22 protein-coding genes are annotated in these 21770 nt (G+C 70.5%); 9 read left to right on the top strand and 13 right to left on the bottom strand.

The features are described from left to right. From AMK33_RS05635 to clpS, 6 genes are all read right to left on the bottom strand, one after another. Positions 1-279: a MoaD/ThiS family protein gene (locus AMK33_RS05635; RefSeq protein ID WP_073931626.1), complete on the bottom strand. Its 279-nt coding sequence runs from the start codon at positions 277-279 to the stop codon at positions 1-3. Positions 280-381: 102 nt separating this feature from the next. Beyond that, a complete protein-coding gene (locus AMK33_RS44870; protein ID WP_327378561.1) occupies positions 382-477 on the bottom strand; it encodes a putative leader peptide in 96 nt (31 codons plus the stop codon). Positions 478-590: 113 nt separating this feature from the next. Beyond that, positions 591-1013: a Mov34/MPN/PAD-1 family protein gene (locus tag AMK33_RS05630; RefSeq protein WP_073931625.1), complete on the bottom strand. Its 423-nt coding sequence runs from the start codon at positions 1011-1013 to the stop codon at positions 591-593. Positions 1014-1168: 155 nt separating this feature from the next. Beyond that, the gene (locus AMK33_RS05625; RefSeq protein ID WP_073931624.1) at positions 1169-2710 is read right to left on the bottom strand and encodes an alanine/glycine:cation symporter family protein; all 1542 of its coding nucleotides are present in this window, start codon (positions 2708-2710) and stop codon (positions 1169-1171) included. 363 nt (positions 2711-3073) lie between these two features. Next, positions 3074-3676, bottom strand: a complete 603-nt coding sequence (locus AMK33_RS05620; RefSeq protein ID WP_073932046.1) for a DUF2017 domain-containing protein — start codon at positions 3674-3676, stop codon at positions 3074-3076. A 71-nt stretch (positions 3677-3747) separates the two neighbouring features. Beyond that, on the bottom strand, positions 3748-4065 hold the full coding sequence (gene clpS / locus AMK33_RS05615) for an ATP-dependent Clp protease adapter ClpS (protein ID WP_073931623.1): 318 nt from the start codon (positions 4063-4065) through the stop codon (positions 3748-3750). 109 nt (positions 4066-4174) lie between these two features. Here clpS and AMK33_RS05610 point away from each other — a divergent pair, with 109 nt between their 5' ends. Together AMK33_RS05610 and AMK33_RS05605 are read left to right on the top strand one after the other, a co-directional pair. Further along, positions 4175-5521 carry a nicotinate phosphoribosyltransferase gene (locus AMK33_RS05610; protein WP_073931622.1) on the top strand — a complete coding sequence of 449 codons (1347 nt, stop codon included), beginning with the start codon at positions 4175-4177 and terminating at the stop codon, positions 5519-5521. Between the two features lie 171 nt (positions 5522-5692). Beyond that, positions 5693-6286 (top strand): nicotinamidase, encoded by a 594-nt coding sequence (locus AMK33_RS05605; protein ID WP_073931621.1) that lies wholly within the window; start codon positions 5693-5695, stop codon positions 6284-6286. 143 nt (positions 6287-6429) lie between these two features. On the opposite strand, the gene AMK33_RS05595 is transcribed toward AMK33_RS05605, so the two are convergent. Further along, positions 6430-6759: a hypothetical protein gene (locus AMK33_RS05595; protein WP_073931619.1), complete on the bottom strand. Its 330-nt coding sequence runs from the start codon at positions 6757-6759 to the stop codon at positions 6430-6432. Between the two features lie 122 nt (positions 6760-6881). Then, positions 6882-9239, bottom strand: a complete 2358-nt coding sequence (locus tag AMK33_RS05590; protein WP_073931618.1) for an immune inhibitor A domain-containing protein — start codon at positions 9237-9239, stop codon at positions 6882-6884. A 389-nt stretch (positions 9240-9628) separates the two neighbouring features. On the opposite strand from AMK33_RS05590, the gene AMK33_RS05585 reads away from it, so the two are divergent. Next, positions 9629-9955, top strand: a complete 327-nt coding sequence (locus AMK33_RS05585; protein WP_073931617.1) for a hypothetical protein — start codon at positions 9629-9631, stop codon at positions 9953-9955. Between the two features lie 3 nt (positions 9956-9958). Here AMK33_RS05585 and AMK33_RS05580 read toward each other — a convergent pair whose 3' ends face one another. The 3 genes from AMK33_RS05580 to AMK33_RS05570 form a co-directional block, all read right to left on the bottom strand. After that, positions 9959-10642: an RDD family protein gene (locus tag AMK33_RS05580; RefSeq protein WP_073931616.1), complete on the bottom strand. Its 684-nt coding sequence runs from the start codon at positions 10640-10642 to the stop codon at positions 9959-9961. A 100-nt stretch (positions 10643-10742) separates the two neighbouring features. Next, entirely contained in the window at positions 10743-12191 is a 1449-nt protein-coding gene (locus AMK33_RS05575) for an RDD family protein (RefSeq protein WP_073931615.1), read from the bottom strand. 115 nt (positions 12192-12306) lie between these two features. After that, the gene (locus AMK33_RS05570) at positions 12307-13722 is read right to left on the bottom strand and encodes an FAD-binding oxidoreductase (protein WP_073931614.1); all 1416 of its coding nucleotides are present in this window, start codon (positions 13720-13722) and stop codon (positions 12307-12309) included. A gap of 103 nt (positions 13723-13825) precedes the next feature. On the opposite strand from AMK33_RS05570, the gene AMK33_RS05565 reads away from it, so the two are divergent. Continuing rightward, on the top strand, positions 13826-15238 hold the full coding sequence (locus AMK33_RS05565; RefSeq protein WP_073931613.1) for a tetratricopeptide repeat protein: 1413 nt from the start codon (positions 13826-13828) through the stop codon (positions 15236-15238). A gap of 113 nt (positions 15239-15351) precedes the next feature. On the opposite strand, the gene hppD is transcribed toward AMK33_RS05565, so the two are convergent. Beyond that, on the bottom strand, positions 15352-16500 hold the full coding sequence (hppD, locus tag AMK33_RS05560; protein WP_073931612.1) for a 4-hydroxyphenylpyruvate dioxygenase: 1149 nt from the start codon (positions 16498-16500) through the stop codon (positions 15352-15354). A 122-nt stretch (positions 16501-16622) separates the two neighbouring features. Between hppD and AMK33_RS05555 the strand changes: the two genes are divergently transcribed. From AMK33_RS05555 to AMK33_RS05535, 5 genes are read left to right on the top strand one after another with little or no spacing between them, the layout of a single operon-like run. After that, positions 16623-17093, top strand: a complete 471-nt coding sequence (locus AMK33_RS05555; protein ID WP_073931611.1) for an Lrp/AsnC family transcriptional regulator — start codon at positions 16623-16625, stop codon at positions 17091-17093. Positions 17094-17123: 30 nt separating this feature from the next. Next, positions 17124-17771, top strand: coding sequence for an ABC transporter permease (locus tag AMK33_RS05550; RefSeq protein ID WP_073931610.1), 648 nt, complete (start codon positions 17124-17126; stop codon positions 17769-17771). A gap of 19 nt (positions 17772-17790) precedes the next feature. Next, positions 17791-19050: an ABC transporter ATP-binding protein gene (locus tag AMK33_RS05545; protein ID WP_073932045.1), complete on the top strand. Its 1260-nt coding sequence runs from the start codon at positions 17791-17793 to the stop codon at positions 19048-19050. Beyond that, on the top strand, positions 19047-19922 hold the full coding sequence (locus AMK33_RS05540) for an ABC transporter permease (RefSeq protein WP_073931609.1): 876 nt from the start codon (positions 19047-19049) through the stop codon (positions 19920-19922). Before AMK33_RS05545 ends, AMK33_RS05540 begins: the two co-directional genes overlap by 4 nt. Then, complete coding sequence (locus AMK33_RS05535) at positions 19919-20896, top strand: glycine betaine ABC transporter substrate-binding protein (protein WP_073931608.1); 978 nt, start codon at positions 19919-19921, stop codon at positions 20894-20896. Before AMK33_RS05540 ends, AMK33_RS05535 begins: the two co-directional genes overlap by 4 nt. 8 nt (positions 20897-20904) lie before the next feature. Here AMK33_RS05535 and AMK33_RS05530 read toward each other — a convergent pair whose 3' ends face one another. After that, complete coding sequence (locus AMK33_RS05530; RefSeq protein ID WP_073931607.1) at positions 20905-21684, bottom strand: YlbL family protein; 780 nt, start codon at positions 21682-21684, stop codon at positions 20905-20907. Positions 21685-21770 lie beyond the last annotated feature (86 nt).

Below are 21770 nucleotides of genomic sequence, written 5' to 3'. Positions count from 1 at the left end.
TCAGGCCATACCGCCGGCCACGGCCGGCAGGATCGTGACGTTGTCGCCGTCGGACAGCTTGGTGTTGATGCCGTCCAGGAAGCGGACGTCCTCGTCGTTGAGGTAGACGTTGACGAAGCGGCGGAGCTGCTCACCGTCCACGATGCGGGCGTGGATGCCGGTGTGCCGGGTCTCGAGGTCGGTGAAGAGCTCGGCGAGGGTGTCCCCGGTGCCCTCCACCGCCTTCTGACCGTCGGTGTACTGGCGGAGGATGGTGGGGATGCGGACCTCGATGGCCATGGCTGAGGGCTCCTGTCGGAAGTGTCTGTCGTGGGTTCGTAAGGGCGCGCGGGGGCGCGCGGCAGTTCGCCGCGGCTCACGGCCCACGGCGGCAGCGGAAGATCAACAGATGGCGCTGTTCAGCCTGCACAGGTCGACGTGCAGCCGCGCCACGAGCAGGGCGCCCGGCGCTTTTTCGCTCACGTCTGGAAGAACCATGGGGTCATCGTATCGATTCCCGGACCGGCCTCCAGAGTGTGATCTCACGCTTCGGACACCTTTCTTCCGGTATACGAGATCGGGGCCGTGTTCGCCGGTTCGGCGGGCCCGGTTCAGTAGGCCTCCACGACCTTGACCTCCTCCTCCGTGACCTCACCTTCCAGAATGCGGAAGGAGCGGAACTGGAACTCGCCGGCGCCGTCGGCGTCGGCGGTGGAGACCAGGACGTAGTGGGCGCCGGGCTCGTTGGCGTAGGAGATGTCCGTGCGGGAGGGGTAGGCCTCGGTCGCGGTGTGGGAGTGGTAGATGACCACCGGCTCCTCGTCGTTGTCGTCCATCTCGCGGTACAGCTTCAGCAGGTCCTGGGAGTCGAACTCGTAGAAGGTGGGCGAGCGGGCCGCGTTCAGCATGGGGATGAAGCGCTCGGGGCGGCCGGCGCCCACCGGGCCCGCCACCACGCCGCACGCCTCGTCGGGGTGGTCCGCACGGGCGTGGGCGACGATCTGGTCGTACAGGGCCTGGGTGATGGTCAGCATGGGGCTCAGGATAAGCAGACGGGCCGTTCCGTACCGAGGGGTGGTACGGAACGGCCCGCATGCCGGACGCCTTGAGCGGGTGGCCGCAGGGGGTGCCACGAGCACTTCCTGCGGCCGGCGTCCCGGTGGGGACGGACAGAGGTCCTGTCCGGGAGTCAGGGCGACTTGGTCGCCGGGGAGTCGGCCGTCTCGGACGGGATGTCCACCGCTTCGCCGCCGTTGCGGCGGCGGACGAACTCCAGGAAGGAGTTGAGCTCGCGCTTGACCACGGGGGCCAGCAGGTAGAGGCCGATGATGTTGAACACGGAGAGCAGGAAGAGCGCCGAGTCCGCGAGGCTGATCAGCGAGTCGAGGGAGAGCAGGGAGCCCGCGACCACGAACACGCTCCAGGTCACCTTGAACGTCATCTCGCTGGCCTTGCTCCGGCCGAAGAGGTACGTCCAGGACTTGAGGCCGTAGTAGCCCCAGGTCAGGATCGTGGAGAAGGCGAAGAGCAGCACCGCGACGGTCAGCAGGTGCGGGAACCAGGGCAGGACGGTCTCGAAGGCGTCGGAGGTGATGGTGACGCCGCCGATGCTCTCGCCCTGGCGGGCCTCGTCCCAGCTGGCGGGGGCCGCGATGACGATGGTCAGCGCGGTCATGGTGCAGACGATGACGGTGTCGATGAACGGCTCGAGCAGGGCGACCAGGCCCTCGCTGGCGGGGTGCTTGGTCTTGACCGCGGAGTGGGCGATGGGCGCGGAGCCGATACCGGCCTCGTTGGAGAAGGCGGCGCGCTGGAAGCCGACGATCAGGGCGCCGATGACGCCGCCCGCGACGCCGTCCGCCTCGAAGGCGCCCTGGAAGATGCTGCCGATCGCGTCGGGCACGGCGGTGATGTTCGTCAGGATGACGATCAGACAGGCCACGACGTACATGATCGCCATGGCGGGGACCAGCCGGCTGGTGACGGAGGCGATGGAGCGGATGCCGCCGAGCAGCACGAGGCCGACCAGGGCGGCCACCACGAGACCGAACAGCACGGCGCCCGCGGAGGAGGCCATGAAGCCGTCCTCGCCGCCGAAGGTGGAGGAGATCTGCGCGTAGCTCTGGTTGGTCTGGAACAGGTTGCCGCCGAACAGACCGAAGAAGAGGATCATGGCGGACGCCAGGACGGCGAGCACCTTGCCGAGCTTGGCGCCACCGCGGCCGAAGCGTTCGGCGAGGCCCTTGGGCAGGTAGTGCATGGGGCCGCCGGAGACGGTGCCGTCGGCGTGCTCCTCGCGGTACTTCACACCGAGGGTGACCTCGACGAACTTGGTGGCCATGCCGAGCAGGCCGCAGAGGATCATCCAGAAGGTGGCGCCGGGACCGCCGATGGAGACGGCGACGGCCACACCGGCGATGTTGCCGAGGCCGACGGTGCCGGAGACGGCGGCGGTCAGGGCCTGGAAGTGGTTGACCTCGCCGGGTGCGTCCTTCTCGTCGTACTTGCCCCGTACGACGTCGAGGGCGAGTTTGATCTTGCGTGCCTGGATCAGGCCGAACCAGCCGGTGAAGACCAGACCTGCGATCACGAGCCAGGCGACGATGAGCGGGAGGTCGGTGCCTCCGAGCGGGACCGTGTAGAAGACGATGTCGCCGACTGTGGTCGCGACAGGGTCGAAGAAATCACTGACGGCGTCGTCAATGGTCGTGGTGATGGAGTCGAGTGACATCGAACTTCCTCGGTGGCGCGGGGACGTGCTGGCGTGCGCAGCGGAGCGGGTGTCGATGTGGGCGGGGCCCACGTCCCGTTCGGCGACGGCGTTGGGACGGCGGCCGTGGACCGGGCCGTCGTCCTCTTGTCGTGCTGGTCGTACACACCGGCGGTGACCGGCTTTCCCGATCACGGCGAGGGGTGGGCCGCAAGCGAGTTGCCGATTCTTACCACGCCGTTCACCTGACATCGAGTGATGCAGACCACAAGAAACCACCCCTACGGGGCAAACACGCAGGGGCGGTGACGGGATCGTTATCCGGACTTGAGGTTTCTCTGAGCGAACGGATCGAGGGATCTTTCCGGACAGACCCTGATCAATTCACGGCATCAGCGTCGAGACGAGGGTCTCCTGGAGTCCGCCGAGCCACAGGTACGCCATCACCATCGGCTTGCGCGGGTCCTCGTCGGGGAGGCGGAAGAGGAGGTCGCTGTCGTCCTCGTCGCTGATCTCCAGGCGGGAGCCGATCGCGAGGCGCAGGTCGTTGAGGGCGCCGAGCCACTGGCGGGACGCGTCCGGCGACAGCTCCAGCACCGCGCCGCCCTCGCCGGCCGGGGTGAGCGCGTCCAGGGAGCGGATCACCGCGAGGGCGTTGTCGCGCTTGCCGGCCCGCAGGTCGTTCTCGGTGTAGCGGCGGAACTCCGCGGAGTGGGCCCGCTGCTCCTCGGCCTCCTTGGCGCCCGGGGTGCCCTCGGGGTCGCCGTAGGCGTCCGGGAAGAGGCGGCGCAGCACCGGGTCGGAGGGAGGTTCGCTCGGGCCCTCGCTGAAGAGTTCGGCGAGCGGGTCGGCGGAGGCGTCCTCGGACGGGCCGGGGCCGATGAGCTCCATGAGCTGCACGGCCAGGGACCGGATGATGGAGATCTCGACGTCGTCGAGGGCGACGGCCGCGCCGCCGCCGGGGAGCGGTTCGAAGGTTCCTGGCATGGCGGCGATTCGCTGCTTCCGGTCCTGCGGGCGGGGGCGGGTCATGTCCGGTTCGGTCATGTCCGGATCGGTCACTTGCGGTCGTGCTGGAGGGTGGCCCACAGGCCGTAGCCGTGCATGGCCTGGACGTCGCGCTCCATCTCCTCACGGGTACCGCTGGAGACGACCGCCCGGCCCTTGTGGTGGACGTCGAGCATGAGCTTGGTGGCCTTGTCCTTGCTGTAGCCGAAGTACGACTGGAAGACGTACGTCACGTAGCTCATGAGGTTGACCGGGTCGTTGTGGACGATGGTGACCCACGGGACGTCGGGCTCGGGTACGGCGAAGGCCTCCTCCGCCGATTCGGTGCGTTCGATCTCCAGGGGTGCGGGTGACGTCACACAGCCCATGCTGCCACCGCAGGGGGGTGGTCGCACAAACCGGCCCGCTGTTCCGGTGCGCGGATCGGTGCGCGGACTGAAATCGTCAAACTGACGAAATGGGGGTAGCATCCCTGCCATGAACACAGCGGACCTTGGGCTGCCGGTGGATGTTCCGTCGACCGCGCTCTTCACTGACCAGTACGAGCTGACGATGCTGCGGGCCGCGCTGAAGGGCGGCACGGCCGGGCGGCGCAGCGTGTTCGAGGTCTTCACCCGGCGGCTGCCGGACGGCCGCCGCTACGGCGTGGTGGCCGGCACCGGGCGGGTGCTGGACGCGGTGGAGAACTTCCGCTTCGACCCGGGCGTCCTGCGGTTCCTGCGTGAGAAGGACATCGTCGACGAGGAGACCCTGGACTGGCTGTCCGGCTACCGCTTCTCCGGTGACATCTGGGGCTACCCCGAGGGCGAGGTGTACTTCCCGGGCTCGCCGGTCATGCGGGTCGAGGGCAGCTTCGCGGAGTGCGTGCTCCTGGAGACGGTGATCCTGTCGATCCTCAACCACGACTCGGCGATCGCCGCCGCGGCCTCCCGGATGTCGTCCGCCGCCGGGAACCGGCCGCTGATCGAGATGGGCGCCCGGCGCACCCACGAGCTGGCCGCGGTGGCCGCCTCCCGGGCCGCCTACGTCGGCGGCTTCGCCTCCACCTCCGACCTCGCGGCCGGCTTCCGCTACAACATCCCCACCGTGGGCACCTCCGCGCACGCCTTCACCCTGCTCCACGACAGCGAGCGGGACGCCTTCCGGGCCCAGGTGGACTCCCTCGGCGGCGGTACGACGCTGCTGGTGGACACCTATGACGTGGCCGAGGCGGTCCGTACGGCCGTGGAGATCGCCGGCCCGGAGCTGGGCGCCGTACGGATCGACTCCGGGGACCTGCTGCTGGTGGCGCACCGGGTGCGGCAGCAGCTGGACGAGCTGGGCGCCACCGGTACGAAGATCATCGTGACCTCGGACCTGGACGAGTACGCCATCGCCTCGCTGGCGGCGGCGCCCGTGGACGCGTACGGGGTGGGGACCCAGCTCGTGACCGGCTCGGGACACCCGACGGCCTCCATGGTGTACAAGCTGGTCGCCCGCGCGGAGTCCGCCGACCCGAAGGCGCCGCTGGTGCCGGTGGCGAAGAAGTCCAGCGGCGGGAAGACCTCCGTCGGCGGCCGCAAGTGGGCCGCGCGGCGGCTGGACGAGTACGGCGTCGCCGAGGCCGAGGTGGTCGGCACCGGCCCGGTGCCCGACGAGCTGGCCGGGCGGCAGCTCCTGGTGCCGCTGGTCGAGGGCGGCGAGGTGATCGCCCGTGAGCCGCTGGACGTGGTCCGCGACCGGCACGCGGCGGCCCGCGCGGGCCTGCCGCTGTCCGCGACCCAGCTCTCCCGAGGGGAACCCGTCCTTCCGACGGAGTACGCACACGGGCTGTCGGGTAGTTGAAAGCGTGCCCCCTTTGCGCGGGGCGGGGCTCCCGTCGCGCGGGCTGGGGCTTCCGCCCGCCCTGCCGTGCCCCTGTCCGCGCCGTCCTCAATTCAATAGGCTCGGAGGTTCACCCGGCCGGGCCCGCCCCCACCCGACCCCACCCGATCCCACAGTCGAAGGACACCGACCATGCGCCGCGCACTGATCGTCGTTGACGTGCAGAACGACTTCTGCGAGGGGGGCAGCCTCGCCGTGGCCGGCGGGGCGGATGTGGCCGCCGCCATCACCGAGCTGATCGGGCAGGCCGCCTCGGCCGGCGGCTACCAGCACGTGGTGGCCACTCGCGATCACCACATCGCGCCCGGCGGGCACTTCGCCGACAACCCCGACTTCGTACGGTCCTGGCCCGCGCACTGTGTCGCCGGGACGGAGGGGGTCGGGTTCCATCCGAACTTCGCCCCTGCGGTGACTTCGGGGGCGATCGACGCCGTGTTCGACAAGGGGGCGTACTCGGCCGCTTACAGCGGGTTCGAGGGGGCTGACGAGAACGGGGCGTCGTTGGCGGAGTGGTTGCGGGAGCGGGGGGTCGACGAGGTGGATGTGGTGGGGATCGCCACGGATCACTGTGTGCGGGCGACTGCGCTGGACGCCGCGCGGGAGGGTTTCCGCACCCAGGTGCTGCTCGACCTCACGGCCGGGGTGGCGTCGGAGAGCACTGAGCGTGCGCTGGAGGAGCTGCGCTCGGCGGGGGTGGAGTTGTCGGGGAAGCCTGTCGTGCAGTGAGGTCTGTGGGAGTGGGCCGGAGGGTGTCGCGCAGCCCGGCGTTCGCGGGGTGCCGCCGCGCCCACCCGTGCCGCCCCAGCGGCACGATTGCCCGCGGTTGGGCGGCGGAGGTGCCCGCAGTCACGCGGCGGAGGCGCCCGCGGCTACGCGGGGGTCGCCGGGCGTCTGAGCAGGGCTCTTATGGGGTGCCAGAGTTCCACCGTCAGGGCGGCGGTGTCGGGGGTCGTGCGCCATATGAGGCCGTCGGGGTGGTGGAGGACCGCGGTGATCTCGTCGGGGGTGGGCGGGGCGGCGTTGCCTCGTAGGTAGATGGAGCGCAGGCCCAGGTTGCGGAGCCTGGTCAGGGCTCGGGCGCGGTTCTGGGCGTGGACGAGGACGCGGACCCCGGCGGGTGCGTCGGCGGCGGGGCTGGGCAGGTTCAGTGCCACCACCACCGTGCCGTTCGGCAGCTTGCAGAAACCTCCTGCGGCCATGCGGTCATACCCCCGTGTCCACTGGTGTCAATAAGAGAGCCACAGGAGGCACCTAAACACGGATCGGCGGTGACCCGCCAGGGGGTCACCGCCGATCATGCTCTGACCTGCGAAGATGCTATTTACCTACCGGCAGGGCCGACCTCGAGCTCGATCGTCGAGCCGTTCCTGGCCTCCTTGAGGATCTTGATCTTCGTGTTGGTGTCAGTGACCTTGACACCGCCGCCCGGGTTCTCCGGGTCGTAGTAGGTGTTCGTGCGGTCGTTGAAGACCGACACGCCCTTCGACGAGGGGATCCACTTCGCCACGTCCGCCTTGTGCAGCGTCATGCCCTGGGTGCGGAACTTGCTGAACGTCGCGTCGTAGGTCTGGATGCGGTTGCGCATCAGCGTGCCGTCGGACCACTTCAGCGCGGTCGGGTGCGAGTCGATCGGGAGGACCAGACCGGTGCCCGGGTGCTGGCTGGTGTTGTTGTCCGCCTGGGAGGTGTCCCACTTCCAGATCAGCAGGCCGTTCTGGTACGCGTAGTGCTCGACCCAGTCCGGGCGGGACGTGAAGCCGAAGTTGTACGGGCCGACCTCGAGGGTCTTGTCGTACGACACGTACTGGCGGTTCTCGGCGATGTAGTACTGCGCGTAGTCCTTGGTGAAGGACGCGCCCTGGCGGGTGAAGCCGTTCGCCGTCCAGGCGGCGTCCGCGCTCTCGGCGTTGTCGGAGAAGACCGGCGTGCCGTCCGCCGTCACCGTGATCTGGTCGGCCGTGAAGCCCTTGAGGGCCACGCCGCCGTCGGACTGGTAGCGGAAGCGCAGGTCGACCTTCTGGCCGGCGTAGGCGTCGAGGGAGTACGCGAACTTCTTGTAGCCGTCGAGCGCGCCGTGCAGGGCCGGCTTGTCGCTGCCGTCGCGCGGGATCGGCTGACCGTCGACCGTGCCGTCGACGGCGGTCCAGTTCTCGCCGCCGTCGGTGGACACCTCGGTGTAGAGGTAGTCGTAGTTGGCCTCGATCTCGTACCAGCCGTCGAAGGTGAGCTCGGCGGAGGACTTGCCGGTCAGGTCGACCGAACGCGTCAGCGTGTTCTTGAGGTTGTCACCGCTGCCGCTCCACCACTGGGTCCGGCCCTCGGCCGGCTCGATGATCTCGGTGGTCACGGCCTTCTTCGGCAGCGTGACGACCAGCGCCTGCTTGTGCTTGGTGTTGTACTCGGCGACGCCCAGCTTGTGCCAGGAGTTGACGCCCGCCTTGGCGGTGTCGTAGTTCAGCCAGCCGAGCTGGAGCTTGTCCCAGGCGGTCATGTCGCCGGGCAGGTTGCCGATCTCCTTCTTCCCGGTGCCGAGCCAGGAACCGGAGGACATCAGCGTCCAGAAGCCGGTGGAGTTCTCGCCGCCGGCGGTGTCGTAGAGGTCCGGCAGACCGAGGTCGTGGCCGTACTCGTGGGCGAAGACGCCGAGTCCGCCGTTCTCCGGCTGGACGGTGTAGTCGCCGACCCAGATGCCGGTGGAGCCGATCTGCGCGCCGCCGAGCCGGTTCTGCTCGGGGCCGGTGGCGCCGGCGTCGGTGCCGAAGGCGTACCAGCGGTGGGCCCAGATCGCGTCGGTGCCCTGGGCGCCGCCGCCCGCGGACTCGTCCTCGCCGGCGTGCACGATCTGGAAGTGGTCGATGTAGCCGTCGGGCTCGTTGAAGTCGCCGTCGCCGTCGAAGTCGTAGCGGTCCCACTCGTCGAAGCGGGTGACGTCCGCCTTGATCTGGGCGTCGGTGCGGCCGGCCGCCTTCTGCTGGGCGACCCAGGCGTTCAGGCCGTCGCTGACGACGTTCCACACGCTCGGGCAGTTGGTGTCGCCGCAGGCGTTGTTGCCGTAACGGGCCTCGTTGTACGGGACCTTGACCCAGTCGGAGACCTCGCCCTCGACCGAGTAACGGCCGGAGGACTGCTTCTCGTAGTAGGTCTTGACCGAGTCGACGCCCTTGCCGGACCCGAAGTACAGGTCCTCGAAGTGCTGCTGGTCGTAGTCCTCCTGCCAGGCCGTGGAGTTGTCCACCTTGCGGTCCGGCTTGGCTATCTGGTTGTGCAGCGGGCCGGCGTCGCCGCCGTAGCGGCTGTCGACCTGGTCGCCGAACTCGACCAGGATCGTGAAGATCTTGTCGGTCTTCTCGCGGCCGAGCTCTACGTACTTGCTGTCGCCCTTCTTGCTCTTGAGCTGGACGACCTTCGAACCGTCACGGTTCTTGACCGAGGCCTTACCGGATATGACCTGGTTGAGCGCCTCTTCCCGCTGGGCCTCCTGCGTCTTGGAGAGCGGCCCCTCGAGGTCGTGCTCGACGTGGTTGTGCTCCGCCGGGTCGTGCCGGTCCACGGCGCTGGGACGATCGGCCTTGTCAGCCGAGTCGGCCTGGGCCACGGTGAACGCAGAGCAGGTGGCGGTGACCGCCGCGAGGGCCACGCCCGTCGCGGCCGCTCTGAACGTCCAGGGTCTACTGATCACTTGAGATCCCCTCCCGCGTGCGTACGCGCGGCCGAAGGAGGTTCCGTCTGTGGAAGGTCCCGCGCGCACGTGATCAACGCGTGTAGTCAAGTGACGACATTTGACTAGAGGTTCGCCAGAAAAAACAGACCTTGACTTGAACAGTTCAAGTGCACTATGCGGAGCCGTGGTTCGCTTTCCGGACACACCGCCGCGAACCCGAGCGGGCGCGCACAACCGTCCACTTGATGGACGCCATGAATCCGTGCGCCCCCTGTGCACCGGCCCTGTCGGTCAGGTCACGCTTACTGTCCGTTCCCCTCGGGCACGCTCGCGGTTAGAGTCGTTTGGCGAAACCGCCCTGAACCGGTGGAAAGCCAGGCGGACAGCCCCCGACTCCCGAGGACACGATGGCCATGCCCCGTCCGACTGTCGCTCAGCTCGTTTACGGTTCGTGCACCGTGATCTTCTCGACGCTCGCCATGCTGCTGTTGTCCGGAGCGAGTTCGGGCGTGGGCGTCGCGATCGTCGCCGTCTCGGCGCTCGCCCTCGGACTGCTGGTGGCCATGACGGTCCCGCTCCCCGGGCCCCGGCGGCCCGTCGCGGTGGTACGGCCCGCCGTGGCGGACCGGCCCGTGACCCCGGAGCCGGGCCGGCCCGTCCAGCCGGTCCAGCCGGTACGGGCCACCGTCGCCCCTCCGGCCCGCGAGCCGGTGCGGGAGCGCGCGGTGTCCTGACCCTCATCCGGTGCTGACCACCACGGTCTTGGCCGCCTTGTCGTGCAGGCCCTGTTTGTAGGGCCGGTCGAAGAAGCTCCAGCCGCCCGCGATCACGGTCCACACGCAGGCGCAGCAGAACGCGAACGGCAGCCACAGCACGAGGGCGCGGATCAGCGCGGTCTGCACGGAGGGGTTGGAGCCGTCGGCGAGGTCGGCCACCCGCATGCGCAGCCATCTCTTGCCCAGGGTCTGGCCGTTGCGGACGGTCATGAAGGTGTCGTAGGCGATGTAGAGGGCCGCGGCGATGAGGGACTGCGCGAAGGAGTTGCCGACGTTGATCTCGTCGCCGTCGACGTCGTACTCGCTGACCCCGAACGGCCAGGTGAGCAGCCAGACGACGATGCCGACGAGGATCATGTCGATGATGCGGGCGAGCGTGCGCCTGCCGCTGTCGGCGAGCGGGGGCATGCCGGCGAGGGGGTCGGGGGGACCGGGGGTTCCGCCGTAAGGCCCGCCACCGCCACCGCCGTAGGGGTCACCACCGCCGTAGGGCCCGCCGCCCCCGGTCGGCGGTGGTGGGCCGCCGGGGGTGTCGTACGGGGAGCCCGGTCCCGGGGTGTCGGGGCCGCCCGGCGGGGGGTGCTTCTTGAACGGGTCGTCGTCCGGCGGCTGTCGGCCGGAGCCGGGGGGCGGTTCGGTGGTCATGCCCCCGAGTCGACCGTGAACCCTCCGGCCCCGCATCCGGCGAGCGGCCGTCCGGAGTAGCGGCGGTGACGGCAGCAGCGGCGGTACGGGTGACGCGGGTTCAGTCGGCGGCGACGAACGTGTGCGCGGCCTTGTCGTGCCAGCACTGGCGCCAGGGCTTGTCGAACAGGCACCACAGGACGCCGACGATCCCGACGACGAGCAGTCCGGGCACGCTGTAGACGATCCAGCGGCGCAGGGCCGCGCCGAAGGACGGCGCCTCGTGCCCCTCGATGTCCCGCACCTCGATGCCCAGCAGCCTCTTGCCCAGCGTGCGGCCCCACTTGACGGTCGGCAGCACCTCCAGGAGGAGACCGGCGAGGAGGAGGACGGCGATGACGATGCCGAGGTGGACGGAGGTGGTGCCGTCGAGCAGCCAGACGGTGACGGTCTCGCCGGACAGCTTGGCCGCCTCGATCTTCGCGTCGATGTGGTCCATGGCCTGGATGCCGAGCGGCACGGCGGCCACGGCGGTGACGGCGCCGAGGACGACGGTGTCCAGCAGCCGGGCGGCCAGCCGCCTGCCGAGCGCGGCGGGGCGGGCCGCGGCCTGGCGCCGGGCGGCGGCCTGGAACACGTCCTCGACGGGCGGCTTCCAGGGCGCGACGGGCGGCTCCTCGCCGCCGGCCAGCCGGTGCACCTGCTGCGCCCAGGAGGACTGGCCTCCGCCGGCACCGCTCGTCAGGGGTGCGCTCGCGGCCTGTGGGGACACGGCCTGTGGGGACACGGCCTGCGGGGACGCTGTCCGTGAAGGCGCTGCCTGCGGAGGTACGGCCGGGGCGGTGGTCTGCTGGGGTCCGGACGGCGCCGTGGCGGCGGCGGCCCGTGCGGCTGCCGCCTTCCCGGCCCCGAACCCGGGCCGCCCGGAGGCGGCGGAGCCCGTCTGCGGCTCCGTGGGGCCCTGTCCCGTACGCGGGGTGACGGCGCGGAAGGTCATCGTGCCCTCGTCCGCGCGTCCTCCGCCGGAGGACCCGGCCCCCTGCCGCGGCTTCGGCTTCGACGCCGACGCCGGTCTGCGGAACACGAAGGTGTTGCCCGAATCGGCCGCGGCCTGCTCGTCCGGGGTGTCCGCGCCCGCGGGCCCGGCCTCCGGCGCGGAGGGCGCGGAAGGCGCGGAGGCCGCGGAAGGCGGGGCCGCGTGCGGCACCCTCGGGTCGGCGCCCCAGGACACCTTGCGGTCCTGGTCGCCGCCGAAGCCGGTCTGGTGGGAGCGGTCGGCGCCCCACGCCGAGGCGGGCTCGGGCCGGCTGCCGTGCTGGGACTCGGCCGGGGACGGTTCCTCGACGGGGTCCTCGTCGAAGAAGTGCGGACCGGTCTCCTCGACGGAGGGCCGCGCCGGGCCCGCGCCGGGCGGCGGTGCCGGCGACTCGCCGTCCTTGGGCGCCGGACGGCTCGTACCCGGTACCCAGGAGGCACCGTTCCAGTACCGGACATATCCAGGAATGGAGGGGTCCGGGTAATACCCTTCGCGGGGCCTGTCGTCGCCGGGGGCCGGGGTTGGGGCGCTCATGTCCGTCGTCCCGTATCTGCTCGATGGGTGGGTCGGGGGGAACCACATCTATCAGACGAGCGGGGACCTGACCGCCCGTCCGGCCGGACCCCACCCCTTTCGGGCATCTTCCCGTTCAGAAGAGCTTGCCCGGGTTGAGAATGCCCAGCGGGTCGAAGACCTGCTTGACGGCCCGCTGCATCTCCAGTCCCACGGGGCCGATCTCGCGCGCCAGCCACTCCTTCTTCAGCACGCCGACTCCGTGTTCGCCGGTGATGGTGCCGCCGAGTTCCAGGCCGAGCGCCATGATCTCGTCGAAGGATTCGCGGGCCCGCCGCGACTCCTCGGGGTCGGAGGCGTCGAAGCAGACCGTCGGGTGGGTGTTGCCGTCGCCGGCGTGGGCGACGACGCCGATGGTGAGCCGGTGCTTCCCGGCGATCCGCTCGACGCCGTCGATGAGCTCGCCGAGCTTGGAGCGGGGCACGCACACGTCGTCGATCATCGTCGTGCCCTTGACCGCTTCGAGGGCGACCAGGGACAGCCGCCGCGCCTGGAGCAGCAGTCCGGACTCGGCGGCGTCCTCGGCCGGCACGACCTGGGTGGCGCCCGCGGCCTCGCACAGCGCGCCGACGGCGGCGAGGTCGGCGGCAGGGTCGGTGGTGTCGAAGGCGGCGAGCAGCAGGGCCTCGGTGGACTCCGGGAGGCCCATGCGGGCCATGTCGTTGACGGCCTTGACGGTCGTACGGTCCATGAGTTCGAGGAGGGAGGGGACGTGACCGCCGGCCATGATGCGGCACACGGCGTCGCAGGCGGCGGCGCCGGAGGAGAACTCGGCGGCCAGCACGAGCTGCTCGGGCGGTTTGGGCCGCAGGGCGAGGACCGCGCGGACGACGATGCCGAGGGAGCCCTCGGAGCCGACGAACAGGCGGGTCAGGTCGTATCCGGCGACGCCCTTGGCGGTGCGGCGGCCGGTGGACATCAGGCGGCCGTCGGCCAGGACGACGTCGAGGCCGAGGACGTACTCGGCCGTCACCCCGTACTTCACGCAGCACAGCCCGCCCGACGCGGTGCCGATGTTGCCGCCGATGGTGCACATCTCCCAGCTCGAGGGGTCCGGCGGGTAGTAGAGGCCGTGTTCGCCGACCGCGCGGGAGAGCGTGGCGTTGATGACGCCGGGTTCGACGACGGCGATCCGGTCGACCGGGTTGACCTCCAGGATGCGGTCCATCCTGGTCAGGGAGAGCACGACGCAGCCGTCGGTGGCGTTGGCGGCTCCGGACAGGCCGGTGCGGGCGCCCTGCGGGACGACGGGGACGCGCAGTTCGGTGGCGGTGCGCATGACGTGCTGGACCTGCTCGACCGTGCGCGGCAGGACCACCACCGCGGGGCTGCCGGCCGGGCAGAAGCTCGCCATGTCGTTGGCGTAGGAGGCCGTGACGTCGGGGTCGGTGAGGACGGCCTCGTGGGGCAGGCCGCCGAGCAGCCGGTCGACGAGGGGGCCGGCCGCCACCGTGTCTTCATCGCGTCGCGCTTCGATACGGCTCATGATCACAGCGTCGCACCGGGGGCCATCGGTGTGAACCCCACGTAGGCACGCGCGTCACATCGGAGTGTGATCATCGTACGTACGCGGGGTGTGACGCACAGTGTGCGCCATGACTGTGTGCGCCACGGACGACAAGCCACGTGAGCCCCGTCGGCGGGTGCGCCGCCGGGCGCTGCTCGCCTCGGTCGCCGGGTGCGCGGTGCTGGGCGGTGTGCTGGCGCTGCTGCCCCGGGGGCAGGCGGCGCCGCCCGCGCCGGATCCGGGGGCGCGGGCGCTGGCGGCGGTCACCAGCGGGGTGCCGGCCGCGCTGCCGGACCTGGAGGCGCTGGTCGAGGAGCGCGAGCGGCGGGTGCGGAAGCATCCGGGGGACGCGGAGGCCTGGGCGGTGCTCGGGGCGGCCCGGGTGGAACAGGGACTGCGGCTGGCGGACCCGGCGTACTGGCCGCGGGCCGAGAAGGCGCTGCGCACCTCGCTGAAGGTACGGGCGAAGGGGAACGCCCCGGCGCTGCGGGGGCTGGCCGCGCTGGCGAACGCCCGCCGGGACTTCGCCGAGGCCCGGAAGTGGGGCGAGGCGGCGCGGAAGCTGGAGCCGAAGCAGTGGACGACGTATCCGCTGCTGATCGAGGCGTCCGCCGGGCTCGGTGACGACGAGGAGACGGGGAAGCTGCTGGAGAGGCTGAAGGAGCTGCGCTCCGGTCCCGCCGTGATGGCGCGGGCGGCGGCCGTGTACCGGGACCGGGGCTGGCGGGAGGACGCGGCGGCCAAGCTGGCGGACGCGGCGTCGGCCGCCGGGGAGCCGGCCGAGCGGGCGGCGTACCTGGAGCGGGCCGGGCAGCTCGCCTGGGAGCGCGGCGACCGTCAGGACGCGCTGCGGCACTTCCAGGAGGCGGTGCGGGTCGACCCCGACCAGCGGGCGGCACAGGCAGGGCAGGGCAGGGCGCTGGCGGCGCTGGGGCGGACGACGGAGGCGCTGAGCGCGTACCGGGCGGCGCTGGCGAAGCGGCCACGGCCGGAGTACGCGCTGGAGCTGGGTGAGCTGTACGAGTCGCTGGGGCTGAAGCAGGCGGCGGGGGTGCAGTACGGGGTGCTGCGGGAGCGGGTGCGGGTGGCCGCCGCGCACGGGGGCGACGAGTCGTTGGTGCTGGGGCGGTTCGAGGCGGATCACGGGGATGCGTCGGATGCCGTGCGGCGGCTTCGGGAGGTGTGGGAGCGGCAGCCGTCGACGGAGGTGGCGGACGCGTTGGGGTGGGCGCTGCACCGGGCGGGGGAGCACGAGGAGGCGTTGCCCTTCGCCGTGCGGGCGACCGAGGGGACGAAGGGCGGGGGTGTGCGGAGTGCGTTGTACGTGTTCCACCGGGGGATGATCGAGCGGTCGCTGGAGCGGTACGGATCCGCGCGGCGGCACCTGAAGGAAGCCCTTCGGATCAACCCGTGGTTCTCGCCGCTGCGGGTGCGTCAGGCCCAGGGTGCCCTGGCCCGCCTGGGGGAACCGTCCGTCCAGGCGGGGCCTGCGTTGTCCTGAGCAGGGGTGGGTGACGCAGCCCGGCGTTGGCGGGGTGCCGCTGCGCCCACCCGTGCCGCCCTGCGGCACGACTGCCCGCAGCTACGCGGTTACGCGGTTACGCGGTTACGCGGTCACAGGTTGCCGCGCTTCTCCTGCTCTCGCTCGATGGCCTCGAAGAGGGCCTTGAAGTTGCCCTTGCCGAAGCCCATCGAGCCGTGGCGTTCGATGAGTTCGAAGAAGACCGTCGGGCGGTCCTGGACCGGCTTGGTGAAGATCTGGAGCAGGTAGCCGTCCTCGTCGCGGTCGACGAGGATCTTCAGCTCGCGCAGCGTCTCCACCGGCACCCGCGTCTCGCCCGCCCACTCGCCGAGCGTGTCGTAGTAAGAGTCGGGGGTGTCCAGGAACCGGACGCCGGACGCGCGCATCTGGCGGACCGTCTGCACGATGTCGTTGGTGTTCAGCGCGATGTGCTGGACGCCGGCACCGCCGTAGAACTCCAGGTACTCGTCGATCTGGGACTTCTTCTTGGCGATGGCGGGCTCGTTGATCGGGAACTTGACCTTGAGCGTGCCGTCGGCGACCACCTTCGACATCAGCGCGCTGTACTCGGTGGCGATGTCGTCGCCCACGAACTCCTTCATGTTCGTGAAGCCCATGACCTTGTTGTAGAACTCCACCCACTCGTTCATCCGGCCGAGTTCGACGTTGCCGACGCAGTGGTCGATCGCCTGGAAGGAGCGCTGGGCCGGCGGCTCGACGATCGGGTCGGCGGCGACGTACCCGGGCAGGTAGGGGCCGTCGTAGCCGCTCCGCTCGACCAGCGTGTGGCGGGTCTTGCCGTACGTGGCGATCGCGGCGAGTACGACGGTGCCGTGCTCGTCCTTCAGCTCGTACGGCTCGGCGACGGAGCGGGCGCCGTGCTCGACGGCGTAGGCGTACGCGGCGCGGGCGTCCGGGACCTCGATGGCGAGGTCGACGACGCCGTCACCGTGCGCGCTCACGTGGTCGGTGAGGAAGGCGCCCCACTCGGTGGACTGCTTGATCACCGAGGTGAACACGAAGCGGGCCGAGCCGCTCTCCAGGACGTAGGCGGCGGTCTCGCGGCTGCCGTTCTCCGGTCCGGAGTAGGCGACCAGCTTCATGCCGAAGGCGGTGGAGTAGTAGTGCGCCGCCTGCTTGGCGTTGCCCACGGCGAAGACGACCGCGTCCATTCCCTTGACCGGGAAGGGGTCGGCCTGCCGGGCGGTCGCGTCGGGAGTGTGGTGTGTGGTCTGCGTCATAGGGGCAGCGTGGGCCAGCTCCGCAAGGTGCGCAATAGTTCGCCTTTCCACTGGACAATGTGTTCAGCCGTACGCGCCCGTGTACGGGCTTTCTGTACAGGATGACCACTGGGGAGGACCATATGGCGATCGATCATCTGGACGGGCGGATCATCCTGCTGCTGGCGCGGGAGCCGCGCATCGGGGTGCTGGAGATGTCCCGGCGGCTGGGGGTGGCGCGCGGGACCGTGCAGGCCCGCCTGGACCGGCTTCAGTCGAACGGAGTCATCCGCGGATTCGGCCCCCAGGTGGATCCGGCGGCCCTCGGCTACCCGGTCACGGCGTTCGCCACGCTGCAGATCCGGCAGGGCCAAGGAGCCGACGTACGGGCCCACTTGACGACCGTCCCGGAGGTGCTGGAGCTGCACACCACGACCGGCACCGGGGACATGATGTGCCGCCTCGTCGCGCGCTCCAACGCCGATCTCCAGCGGGTGATCGACCTCGTCGTCGGTTTTGATGGCATCGTCCGGGCCTCCACGGCGATCGTCATGGAGAATCCCGTTCCGCTGCGGATCATCCCGCTGGTGGAGCAGGCCGCGCTCGGCGAGTGAACCGACCTGGCCGAGCTGGGGTGAGCAGAGGTGAACTTCTGGGAGTACCTGGGGAGCCGGCATCAGCAGCTGCTCATCGACGCCTACCAGCACGCCAGTGTCGTCTTCCAGTGCATGGTGGTGGCGACCCTGCTCGGCGTGCTGATCGGGGTGGTCACCTACCGCAGCGAGTGGGCGGGGAACCTGGCCACGACCGCCACCGCCACCCTGCTGACCATCCCGGCACTGGCCATGATCGGTCTGCTGATCCCGGTGGTGGGGCTCGGGGTGCCGCCGACGGTGATCGCGCTGACGCTGTACGGGCTGCTGCCGATCGTGCGGAACGCGATCGTGGGGCTGCGCGGGGTCGACCCGTCGCTGGTGGACGCGGCCAAGGGCATCGGCATGTCGCGCGCGGCCCGGCTGGCGCGGGTGGAGCTGCCGCTGGCCTGGCCGCCGATCCTGACCGGCATCCGGGTCTCCACGCAGATGCTGATGGGCATCGCCGCCATCGCCGCGTACGCCTCCGGGCCCGGCCTCGGCAACCTGATCTTCCGCGGGATCGCCTCGCTGGGCAGCAAGAACGCGCTGAACCAGGTGCTCGCGGGCACCCTCGGGATCATCGTCCTCGCCCTGCTGTTCGACGCCGCGTACGTGCTGATCGGGCGGCTGACCATTCCCAGGGGGATCCGTGCCTGATCTGTCCGATCCATCCGACCTGCCTGATCCTGAGACATCCGGGACGGAGTCCCGGTCGGTCGGGGCGACCATCGAGCTGGAGGGGCTGACCAAGCGGTACCCGGGCAGTGCGCTGCCGGCCGTCGACAACGTCAACCTGGACTTCAGGTCCGGCGAGACGGTGATCCTCGTCGGCCCGTCGGGGTGCGGGAAGTCGACCCTCCTGAAGATGATCAACCGGCTGATCGAGCCGACGGGCGGCCGGATCCGTATCGGCGGCGAGGACGTCACCGACATGGACCCGGTGCGGCTGCGCCGCAAGATCGGGTACGCGATCCAGGCGAGCGGGCTGTTCCCGCACATGACGGTGGCGCAGAACATCGCGCTGGTGCCGAGGATGCTGCGCTGGCCCACGTCCCGGGTGCGGGCGCGGGTGGAGGAGATGCTGGACCTGGTCGGTCTGGACCCCGGTGAGTTCCACGGCCGCTATCCGCGCCAGCTCTCCGGCGGCCAGCAGCAGCGGGTGGGCGTGGCGCGGGCGCTGGCGGCGGACCCGCCGGTGCTGCTGATGGACGAGCCGTTCGGCGCGGTCGACCCGATCACCCGGGACCACCTCCAGGACGAGCTGATCCGGCTCCAGCGGGAGCTGCACAAGACGATCGTCTTCGTCACCCACGACTTCGACGAGGCGATCAAGATCGGCGACCGGATCGCCGTACTGCGCGAACGCTCCCACATCGCCCAGTTCGACACCCCGGAGGCGATCCTCACCAACCCCGCCGACGACTTCGTGTCGGGCTTCGTGGGTGCCGGGGCGGCGCTGAAGCGGCTCAACCTCACCCGGGTGCGGGACGTGGAGATCACCGACTATCCGACGGTGACCGTCGACGACCCGCTCCAGCACATCTTCGACCGGCTCCGCTCCAGCGGCTTCAACGAGATCCTGCTGCTCGACAAGCGGGGCCGCCCCTACAAGTGGCTCAGGCGCGGCGACATGACGCTCGCCAAGGGTTCGCTGGCCCGCGCGGGCACGCTGGTGCACGACACGGTGACCCGGGACGCGACGCTGCGGGACGCGCTGGAGGCGGTGCTCACCGACAACACGGGGCGGGTCGCGGTCACCGGGCGGCGCGGCGCGTACGAGGGTGTCGTGGACGTGGAGACGCTGATGAACTCCGTGCACGAACTGCTGGAGGCGGACCGCCTGGAGGCGATGGACGCCCAGCACGACCTCGAGGAGCAGCGGTCCGCGCAGACGCACGCCGAGCAGGAGGGCTTCGGCGGGGAGGAGAAGGCGTGAGAGCCCCCACTCCCGGCTCTTCCGGGCGGCGGCCCGAGGGCGAGCACGAGGTGCGGGGGCATGCCTTCCGGGACGAGGGCGGCGGATCGTCCGACGAGCCGGAGGCCCCTCCCCCGCCCCCGGCCGTGAAGCCGCCCCGGGTGACCTGGCGGAAGCTGACGTTCCTGCCGGTGGTGCTGATCGCCGTGCTGCTCGCGACCTGGCTGTGGTTCGAGCAGGCCGACCTCGACGCGCTCACCCGGAACGCGCTGTCGAACGGGCAGGTGACCAAGGCGCTGTGGCAGCACATCCAGCTCACCGTGATCTCGACGTTCTTCGTGCTGATCATCGCGATCCCGCTGGGCGTCCTGCTGACCCGCCGCATGTTCCGCAGGGCCACCCCGGCGGCGATGGCGCTGGCCAACATGGGCCAGGCGACCCCGGCGATCGGTCTGCTGGCGCTGCTGGTGATCTGGCTGGGCATCGGCCGCAAGGCGGCCCTGATCGGCATCATCGCCTACGCCGTGCTGCCGGTGCTGTCCAACACCATCGCCGGGCTGAAGGCCAACGACCCGACGCTGCTGGAGGCGGCGCGCGGCATCGGCATGTCCCCCCTGGGCGTGCTCACGCGGGTGGAGCTGCCGCTGGCCGTCCCGCTCATCCTGGCGGGTGTGCGGACGGCGCTCGTGCTGAACGTCGGCACGGCGACGCTGGCGACCTTCGGCGGCGGCGGAGGGCTCGGCGTACTGATCACCACAGGGATCACCAGCCAGCGGATGCCGGTGCTGGTGGTGGGCTCGGTCCTCACCGTCGTCCTCGCACTGCTGGTGGACTGGCTGGCCTCCCTGGCGGAGCTGCTGCTGCGGCCACGAGGGCTGGAGGCGGGCCCATGAGGCGTGTACGGGTACGTGTCCGCCTGTTCCTGGCCGGGGCGCTGCTGGCGGCGGCCTCGGGCTGCGGGCTGACCAGCGGCTCCCCCATGGTCGACGACGTGGAGCCCGGCTCGATCGGCAAGGGGAAGCCCCTGGAGGGCGCGGAACTCACCGTCACGTCGAAGGAGTTCACCGAACAGCTCATCCTCGGCGCGATCATGGGCATCGCCTTCCAGGCGGCGGGCGCGGAGGTCGTCGACCGGACCGGCATCCAGGGCTCGGTCGGCTCACGGGAGGCGGTCGTCAACGGTGAGGCGGACGCCGGGTTCGAGTACACGGGCACGGCGTGGATCACGTACCAGGGCAACAGCAGACCGATCCCCGATCCGCGCGAACAGTGGGAGGCGGTGCGGGACGCGGACGTGAGGAACGGGGTGACCTGGCTGGAGCCGTCGGAGCTGAACAACACCTACGCCCTCGCCATGAGCCAGGCGAACTACGAGAAGTACCGCACGCGGACCCTCTCCGAGGTGGCGGAGCTGGCGAGGTCCGATCCGGGGGCGGTGACGCTGTGCGTGGAGGGCGAGTTCGCCAACCGCGCGGACGGACTGCCGGGCATGGAGAAGGCGTACGGCATGGACATCCCGGCGCGCAACGTCACGCAGATGGACACCGGGATCATCTACACCCAGACGGCCAAGGGCGCCTGCACGTACGGCGAGGTCTTCACCACCGACGGGCGGATCAAGTCCATGAACCTGGTGGTGATGGAGGACGACAGGAAGTTCTTCCCGAACTACAACGCGGCACCGACGGTCAACACCGACACCTTCGAGAAGTGGCCGGCCATCGCCGACGTCCTCGCGCCGGTGACGGCGAAGCTGAACAACACCGTGGCGCAGGACCTCAACGCGAAGGTGGACGTCGACGGGGAGGACCCGCACCAGGTGGCGCTGGACTGGATGGTGGAGGAAGGGTTCGTCAAGGAGGGCTAGGACCAGGGCTAGCAGGCGGGGACCTTGCCGGTGCCCTTCTCCAGGGCGGTCAGGGCGTCGACGGCGCTCTTGAGGGTGGTGACCGGGATCAGGCGCAGGCCCTCGGGGAGTTCCGCCTGCGCGTCGGAGCACTCGTCCTTCGGGACCAGGAAGACGGTGGCGCCGTCCCGCTCGGCCGCCTGCGTCTTCAGGGGTACGCCGCCGACCGCGCCGACGGTGCCGTCCGCGTCGATCGTGCCCGTACCGGCGATGATCCGGCCGCCGGTGAGGTCGCCGCTGTTCAGCTTGTCGACGATGCCGAGGGAGAACAGCAGGCCGGCGCTGGGGCCGCCGACGTCGGCGAGCTTGAGAGTGACCTCGATGTCCTCGTCCTCGCGGTTCAGGTAGTTCAGGGCTGCCTGGGTGGCCTCGTCCTGGGACTCCTTCATCTGCTCGCGGTTGTACTGCTGGATCTCCTCGACGCTGTCCCCGCTGGGGTAGACGGAGTCGCGGGGCATGACCGCCTGGTCGGTGCTGAACCAGCTGTCGATGACGTCCGGGAGGTCGACGCGGGTGTCCGGGGAGGTCGCCTCGATGGTCGTCATCCGCAACTGCCCGCTGGTCTCCCGTACGGGGGCGCCGGTGATCGTGATGACCTGGGTGCCCTTGTTCTCACCGAGCACGTCGGCGGTCATGCCGGGCTGTGCGACGGAGAAGGGGAGCGGTGCGAACGCGGCTGTGGCCAGCAGCGCGACGACGGGGGCGGCCAGGACGGCGAGGGCTTGGGGACGCGTGAGGCGGGAGAACACGAAGTCAATCTAACGTGCCGCCACTGCGGGCAGTCGTGCCGCCTGACGTGCCGCCGCTGCGGGCAGTCGTGCCGCTGGGGCGGCAC

The organism is Streptomyces sp. CB02400 (genome assembly GCF_001905725.1).
GTDB classification, from domain to species: Bacteria; Actinomycetota; Actinomycetes; order Streptomycetales; family Streptomycetaceae; genus Streptomyces; species Streptomyces atrovirens.
The sequence above is the reverse complement of the archived record's forward strand: the minus strand, read 5'-3'. Positions and strand labels throughout refer to the sequence as shown.